This is a genomic window from Dysgonomonas sp. Marseille-Q5470 (genome assembly GCF_951230145.1).
Lineage (GTDB): Bacteria > Bacteroidota > Bacteroidia > Bacteroidales > Dysgonomonadaceae > Dysgonomonas.
In genome coordinates this window covers 153721-160617 of the sequence record NZ_CATNVE010000011.1, presented here as the reverse complement: position 1 = coordinate 160617, position 6897 = coordinate 153721, and the positions used below count along the sequence as shown (strand labels likewise).

At 35.5% G+C, this 6897-nt stretch carries 7 protein-coding genes; 6 read left to right on the top strand and 1 reads right to left on the bottom strand.

The annotated features are described in order from the left end of the window. The first annotated feature begins 302 nt into the window (after positions 1–302). The 4 genes from QOX35_RS15360 to QOX35_RS15345 all read left to right on the top strand — a co-directional run bounded on the left by QOX35_RS15360 (position 303) and on the right by QOX35_RS15345 (position 3015). The gene (locus QOX35_RS15360; protein ID WP_283687683.1) at positions 303–1475 is read left to right on the top strand and encodes a TlpA disulfide reductase family protein; all 1173 of its coding nucleotides are present in this window, start codon (positions 303–305) and stop codon (positions 1473–1475) included. Positions 1476–1649: 174 nt separating this feature from the next. Further along, positions 1650–2120, top strand: a complete 471-nt coding sequence (gene greA / locus QOX35_RS15355) for a transcription elongation factor GreA (protein ID WP_135104445.1) — start codon at positions 1650–1652, stop codon at positions 2118–2120. 4 nt (positions 2121–2124) lie between these two features. Further along, positions 2125–2517 carry an HIT family protein gene (locus QOX35_RS15350; protein WP_283687682.1) on the top strand — a complete coding sequence of 131 codons (393 nt, stop codon included), beginning with the start codon at positions 2125–2127 and terminating at the stop codon, positions 2515–2517. 156 nt (positions 2518–2673) lie between these two features. Further along, positions 2674–3015 carry an iron chaperone gene (locus QOX35_RS15345; RefSeq protein ID WP_283687681.1) on the top strand — a complete coding sequence of 114 codons (342 nt, stop codon included), beginning with the start codon at positions 2674–2676 and terminating at the stop codon, positions 3013–3015. A 5-nt stretch (positions 3016–3020) separates the two neighbouring features. Here the strand turns inward: QOX35_RS15345 and QOX35_RS15340 are convergent, their stop codons facing one another. Beyond that, positions 3021–4295 (bottom strand): peptidase U32 family protein, encoded by a 1275-nt coding sequence (locus tag QOX35_RS15340; RefSeq protein WP_283687680.1) that lies wholly within the window; start codon positions 4293–4295, stop codon positions 3021–3023. Positions 4296–4766: 471 nt separating this feature from the next. On the opposite strand from QOX35_RS15340, the gene nrfH reads away from it, so the two are divergent. Both nrfH and nrfA read left to right on the top strand, forming a co-directional pair. Continuing rightward, on the top strand, positions 4767–5351 hold the full coding sequence (gene nrfH / locus QOX35_RS15335; protein ID WP_135104441.1) for a cytochrome c nitrite reductase small subunit: 585 nt from the start codon (positions 4767–4769) through the stop codon (positions 5349–5351). 8 nt (positions 5352–5359) lie between these two features. After that, a complete protein-coding gene (gene nrfA, locus QOX35_RS15330) occupies positions 5360–6856 on the top strand; it encodes an ammonia-forming cytochrome c nitrite reductase (RefSeq protein WP_283687679.1) in 1497 nt (498 codons plus the stop codon). The last annotated feature ends 41 nt before the right edge of the window (positions 6857–6897 follow it).

Sequence of the window (6897 nt, the reverse complement as noted above, 5' to 3'; positions counted from 1 at the left end):
GCCGTGTTCTCTATCAAAGCGGGTGCAAAGATATGCATTTTATTTATACACCTCCAAATATTTTAATGCCTTTTTTTCAAAATATTTTAACCGAAATATACAAAACCCTTAAACAAAACTACTTAATCAATGATTGTTTTTTCGACTATAAGAGCATCCATCAAAAAGTGCAATCCTAACCTTACTATATATTATATATATGAAAATATTTTTGGAAAGAAACTCTTGCGGAGAATCACATAATAATTATAATTAATATCTTTGTTCCGCTAAATACTTATATAATATAACATGCATTATACATGAAAACATTTCTTTTTTCCAAGTTATCTATTATTACTCTTGCGGTCATCACTTTTGCATCTTGTCAGAATAAAGGCCCTCATTTTACAGTAGAGGGTAAGATTGCCAATGCCGACACCACAATGTTATATCTAGAAAGACGGTCTTTGAATGAAACAACAATAATAGACTCAGTAAAACTAGAGACAGATGGGAGTTTCAAATTTAAAGAGCCTGCATTAGGTTATCCTGAATTCTATTTACTAAGAATGGATAAGCAATCTATAAACTTAGCAATAGACTCTATAGAAACAATTACTGTACATGCTAGCAAACCTACATTTGCATCGGAATATACAATAGAGGGCTCTGAAGGCTCTGTGAAAATAAAAGATATTGTTTTTGCCCAAAACAAGCTTAGTCGGACTGTGTCTGATTTGAGAAAACAATTTGAAAGTAAGGAAATATCACAGGATCAATATGTCGCAGAAATTCAAAAAGCACTGGATGGATATAAAACTAAAGCTAAAGATCTAATCTTATCTGACTCAAAAAGCTTAGCCAGCTATTTTGCTTTATTTCAAAAAGTAGATGGATATTTAATATTCGATCCTTATGATAAAAATGACTTGGTAGCTTTCAGAGCTGTTGCTACCGTTTGGGATCTATATAAATCGAAATCACCACGGGCAGAGCATTTAAAGACTTTTACGCTGACTACTTTGGCTGAGTTGAAACAAATGGCAAGTCAGGAAGAAACACTGAAGAAGCTAGAGAATACCGAAGCTACAGATCACAGTGTATTTTATAATATAACGTTACCAGATATTAATAATAAGGAGGTAAGTTTATCTTCATTGAAAGGAAAAGTTGTTATACTCGATTTTACGGCATACCAAACAGATTTTTCTCCGGCGCACAATATACTTATCAATAATGTATATAGTAAGAATAAAGGAAATGTAGAAGTGTACCAAGTATCTTTTGACACGGATATACATGCATGGAAAAATGCAGCAACAAATTTACCTTGGATATGTGTAAGAGATAGCAAACTACTCAACTCTGAATGGCTTGCAAAATTCAACATTCAAGGCTTCCCTACTACATATTTATTAAACAAGAATGGAGAGATTGTAAAAAGAATTTTATCTACTGATAACCTAGCTTCAGAAGTTCAAAAATTATTATAAAAGTATTTCCAAATATTTGAAAATACGAAAAATATAGTATATCTTTGTTTTTGATAAAATGAAAAAGGAAAAGGAGTTCTGGCCTTTAACGGCAGGAATTCTTTTTCTTTTTGTCGCTTTAAAAACAATCAAAAATTTAAAAAACAGTAGGAATTAATTTAATTTTTAATTACCATGGCTATCACTTACATGACCGCGGAAGGTTACAAAAAGTTGAAAGAAGAAATCAACACTCTTGAAACTACGGAAAGGCCTGCTATATCGAAACAAATAGCAGAGGCTAGAGACAAGGGAGACTTATCTGAAAATGCTGAATACGATGCAGCCAAAGAGGCTCAGGGGCTACTTGAAGCTAAAATAGCCCAAATGAAAAATCTATTGGCAAATGCTCGTCTGATCAATGAAGATTCAATAGGAACAGACGTTGTGCAAATATTGAACAAGGTTACAATACGCAATACGAAAAATAACCAAAAGATGACATATACAATCGTTGCAGAGAGCGAGGCTAACTTGAAAGAAAACAAGATGGCTGTAAACACTCCTATCGCGCAAGGATTGATGGGTAAAAAAGTGGGAGATATAGCCGAAATAAAAGTTCCTTCGGGAATTATGAGTTTCGAAATTATGGATATATCATTATAAACTTATGCCTAGTATTTTCAGTAGAATTGTTAAGGGTGAGATACCATCATATAAGGTGGCTGAAGATGAGAGGTTCTTTGCATTTTTGGATATAAATCCGATGGCAAAAGGACATACACTTGTCATTCCTAAGCAGGAGGTAGATTACATATTCGATCTTGACGACGATATTTTAAAAGATATGGTCATTTTTGCAAAAAAAGTTACAAAATCTATTGAGAAAGCCATTCCTTGCAAACGTGTAGGTATAATGGTTGTAGGCCTTGAAGTACCTCATGCTCATATACACTTGATTCCTATAAATAAAGAATCTGATATGAGCCTTTCAAATCCAAGAATAAAGATTGAGCAATTTGAATTTGAAGAAATTGCAAAAAAAATAAGAGAAAATATATAAGACTTATAACGAATATAATTCTGAAAAGGTGGGAGTACATACTTCCACCTTTTTTTATTTTAGTTCATATTGAAATAATTTTAAATAAATTTGTAAGACTTGAAAATTAAATTCAAGCCTTACAAATTTATTTTATTAAAGTTAAACATTATAATTATGCAAAACATAGATGAATATATAGCTTCATTTCCTGAGAATATTCAGGCATTGATGAATAAACTAAGAAAAACCATCAAAAAAGCTGCACCTGATGCAATCGAGAAAATCAGTTGGCAAATGCCCACCTTTCATCAGAATGGAAATCTTATACACTTTGCAGGTCATAAAAAGCACATCGGTTTATACCCGGGTGCAGAAGCTATTATAGCCTTCGAAGAAGAACTCACACAATACAAAACATCGAAAGGAGCAATACAATTGCCATTGGATAAACCTTTACCATTGAATCTAGTTACGAAGATTGTGAAGTTCAATATAAAAAGGAATCTGAAAAAATAATATTGCTATATTTTTTCTACAAACTTCTTCTTCCGTTCTACCGATACTAGCTTAAATAGTTTGTCGGATGGTCTGATTTTCTCATTCACTTTAATAGAGAACTTCTCGCCTTTTACTGTCTCTTCTACAGGTTGAAGGTCTACTCTAATTTCTTCTACGATCTGTGTTACTGCTCCTGTAGTAGGCCCGGTAATAAGTATTTCGTCACCAACCTTCAACGATTGTGTTTCCATCAAGAATTCGGCAACACCAAGATTTGAGAAATATTTAAGCCCTTTACCTATGTATATTTTTCGTTTTGTTGCACCTGAGCCATAATTGCTAGACCACTCTCCTAGTTTCTGACCAAGATAATAACCATCCCAGAATCCTCTATTAAAGACCGTAGCAAGGCGTTCGTCCCACTTTTCAATCTTTTCTTCAGTATATGTATCTTCACAATAGGCTTGCACTGCTTCCTTGTAGCATTCGACTACAGTACGTACATATTCTGCCCCACGAGCACGCCCTTCTATTTTAAATACACGTACACCGGCATCCATCATTTTGTTCATAAAATGAATGGTTTTCAAATCTTTTGGAGACATGATGTATTCATTGTCAATTTCGAGTTCGATATCCGACTCCTTATCTTTTACAATATAGCTGCGGCGGCACAGTTGATTGCATGCCCCCCTATTTGCAGATAAATCTCTTTCATGCAAGCTCAGGTAACATTTACCTGACACAGCCATACACAAAGCTCCATGAGAAAACATTTCGATACGGATAAGTTCCCCTTTAGGACCTCTTATATTTTGTTCTACAATATCTTTATAGATAGAAGCCACCTGATCGAGATTCAGCTCGCGTGCCAATACAACAACATCTGCAAATTGCCCGTAAAACTTTAAGGACTCTGTATTTGTAATGTTCAATTGTGTAGATAAATGAACTTCAACACCTATGCTGCGCGCATACATCATCACAGCTACATCAGAAGCAATTACGGCTGAAAGCTCAGCCTCTTTTGCAGCATTTACAATCTGGTGCATCAACGAGATATCATTGTCGTAAATTATTGTATTCACCGTCAAATAGCTCTTTAGTCCATTTTCTTTACATATAGCGGCGATCTGCTTCAAGTCATCCATTGTAAAGTTATTAGAGGACTTGGCTCGCATATTCAGCCCTTCTATTCCAAAGTAAATAGAGTTTGCCCCACCCTGTATAGCCGCAGCCAAAGAGTCGTAAGAGCCAACAGGTGCCATTATCTCAAAATCTGATATCTTCTTATTCATTTCTTTCTTTTGTATGTTTTTTTTAGTGCTTCAAAAAAGCTGTGCGCAAAATTACCGCTTTTAGATGAAAAGGACAAATAGAGATCAAGCTAAACCTTAAGCAAATAAAAAGTTAAAACAAAGATCAAAATTCTTTGAAAAATAAAAAATAATTTGTATTTTGGCGTGAATAACAAACATTTATATACGTCTTTTATAACGGTTCACTCTCATACAACTAAAAAATCTGTATAAGTATCTATTACAAATAAATTATTTCAATAAACAGATACTCTATTCTTTAATATTATGACACGACTTTAATTATCCATTGAAACAGGATAACATATTTCGATAATTCTCAAAAGAGACGAAATGATATAAGTAGCTCTAAATTAATTAATAAAAAATAACACCACGTAACATTTGTTACGGAATTTATCATTTCTATATAATATCTTTGTTTAATAACAGTGTTCATTGGTAAATAAAATGAGAAAACTTCTAAATCTAATACCACGGAATTTTGTTGTTCCACTATTTGTTATAGCGGGAATCATAGCCGGACTTGGCGGATACACGGCCTATATGTCCCGGGCACATTCTTATCTGTCTGATGATCCCGAAGCTTGTATCAATTGCCATATTATGACTCCTTATTATCAAACATGGCAACACAGCGCACACCGAGAATGGGCCAATTGCAACGATTGCCATGTACCACATGATAATGTCATTAATAAATATGCATTCAAAGCTATGGATGGACTTTATCATGCTGCAGTATTTACATTAAATGCTGAGCCACAGGTTATCCGTCCTCGAGATGCCAGTAAAAAAGTAATCATGGATAACTGCATTCGCTGCCATACTCAATTGAATACAGAATTTGTGAATACCGGTATGATAAACTACACACAAGTAAAAGAAGGTGAAGGAAAAGCGTGCTGGGATTGTCATCGGGAAGTTCCTCACACCGTCGTGAGCAATCTATCTTCTTCACCGAACGCGATTGTTCCGTTACCAAAGTCAGCAGTACCGGATTGGTTGAATAATATTATGAAAAATAAAAAATAAGATCCAATATGTTAAAGAAATTAGCAGAAGCAATCAGGCGAAAACCGATCATTGGATGGGGGATTTTTGCGATAGTAATGGTTTTGGTATTTATGCTTGGACTTTTAGCAGCATCTATTACAGAACGTAGAGCTGAAATAGCGACTCTGTATAATAATAAAAAGATAGAGATTACAGGAATTAATACCAATAGTGAAGAATGGGGTATCAATTATCCTCGTGAATACGATACTTGGAAAAAAACAAAAGAAATGGATTTCCGCAGTAAGCATTTAGGCAATATGCCTGAAGATGTACTCGAAAGCCGTCCCGAAATGGTTGTTCTTTGGGCTGGTTATGCATTTTCCAGAGACTATTCGGCTCCACGAGGACATATGTATACGATAGAAGATGTAACGCATACACTTCGTACCGGAACACCTGATCATGAACACAAAGATATGCAACCGGCTACTTGCTGGGCCTGTAAGAGCCCTGATGTGCCACGAATGATGCATGAAGTAGGAATAGAGAATTTTTACAAAGCCTCATGGAGTCAGTTTGGCAGTGAGATTGTAAATCCTGTAGGTTGTGCCGATTGTCACGATCCCAAAACAATGAATCTGACTATCACTCGTCCGGCTTTGATAGAAGCCTTTGAGCGTCAAGGCAAAGATATTACAAAAGCAACTCCTCAGGAAATGCGTTCTCTGGTATGTGCCCAATGCCATGTAGAATATTTCTTTAAGGGTGACGGTAAATATCTTACCTTCCCTTGGGATGGAGGTATGACAGTAGAATCGATGGAAGAATATTATGACAATGCAAATTATACAGACTGGGTGCATCATCTGAGCAAAGCTCCAATGCTAAAAGCACAGCATCCTGACTATGAAATTTTCCTTTTAGGACCACACGCTCAACGTGGATTATCATGTGCCGACTGTCACATGCCATATATGTCCGAAGGAGGTATTAAATATTCTAACCATCAGGTAATGAGTCCGCTTAAAAATGTGTCATCAACATGTCAAACATGCCATAGAGATAGTGAAGAGAATCTGAAAAATTATGTTTATCAATATCAGGATAAGGCATTAGAGATTAGAAACAGAATAGAAGTAGAACTTGCTAAAGCCCATGTAATGGCTAAAGCAGCGTGGGACAATGGTGCAGATGAAGCTAAAATGAAAGAGTCTTTGAAATTGATTCGTCAGGCTCAATGGCGTTGGGATTTTGCTGTGGCCTCTCACGGTGCATCCTTCCATGCTCCTGTAGAAACTCAACGAATCCTTGCTCATAGTTTAGACCGTACGCTACAAGCACAACTGGAACTGCAAAAAGTATTATTCACTCTTGGAGTTGCAGACGTTAAAATGCCAGATATTTCTACAAAATCAAAAGCTCAGGAATATATCGGATTGGATATGAAAAAGCTTCGTGAGGACAAAGAAAAGTGGATTAAAACAACACTTCCTACTTGGATAGAAAAAGCCAAATCAGAAGGAAAGCTGGCTATGAACTAATTTTTTCTTACCTCAAGGGCGTCTGCATTCATCTAATATAG

Excerpts from the sequence above, each read along its gene's own strand:
- QOX35_RS15360 (WP_283687683.1), top strand. The coding sequence starts at position 303 with ATGAAAACATTTCTTTTTTCCAAGTTATCTATTATTACTCTTGCGGTC.
- greA (WP_135104445.1), top strand. The coding sequence starts at position 1,650 with ATGGCTATCACTTACATGACCGCGGAAGGTTACAAAAAGTTGAAAGAA.
- QOX35_RS15350 (WP_283687682.1), top strand. The coding sequence starts at position 2,125 with ATGCCTAGTATTTTCAGTAGAATTGTTAAGGGTGAGATACCATCATAT.
- QOX35_RS15345 (WP_283687681.1), top strand. The coding sequence starts at position 2,674 with ATGCAAAACATAGATGAATATATAGCTTCATTTCCTGAGAATATTCAG.
- QOX35_RS15340 (WP_283687680.1), bottom strand. The coding sequence starts at position 4,295 with ATGAATAAGAAGATATCAGATTTTGAGATAATGGCACCTGTTGGCTCT.
- nrfH (WP_135104441.1), top strand. The coding sequence starts at position 4,767 with ATGAGAAAACTTCTAAATCTAATACCACGGAATTTTGTTGTTCCACTA.
- nrfA (WP_283687679.1), top strand. The coding sequence starts at position 5,360 with ATGTTAAAGAAATTAGCAGAAGCAATCAGGCGAAAACCGATCATTGGA.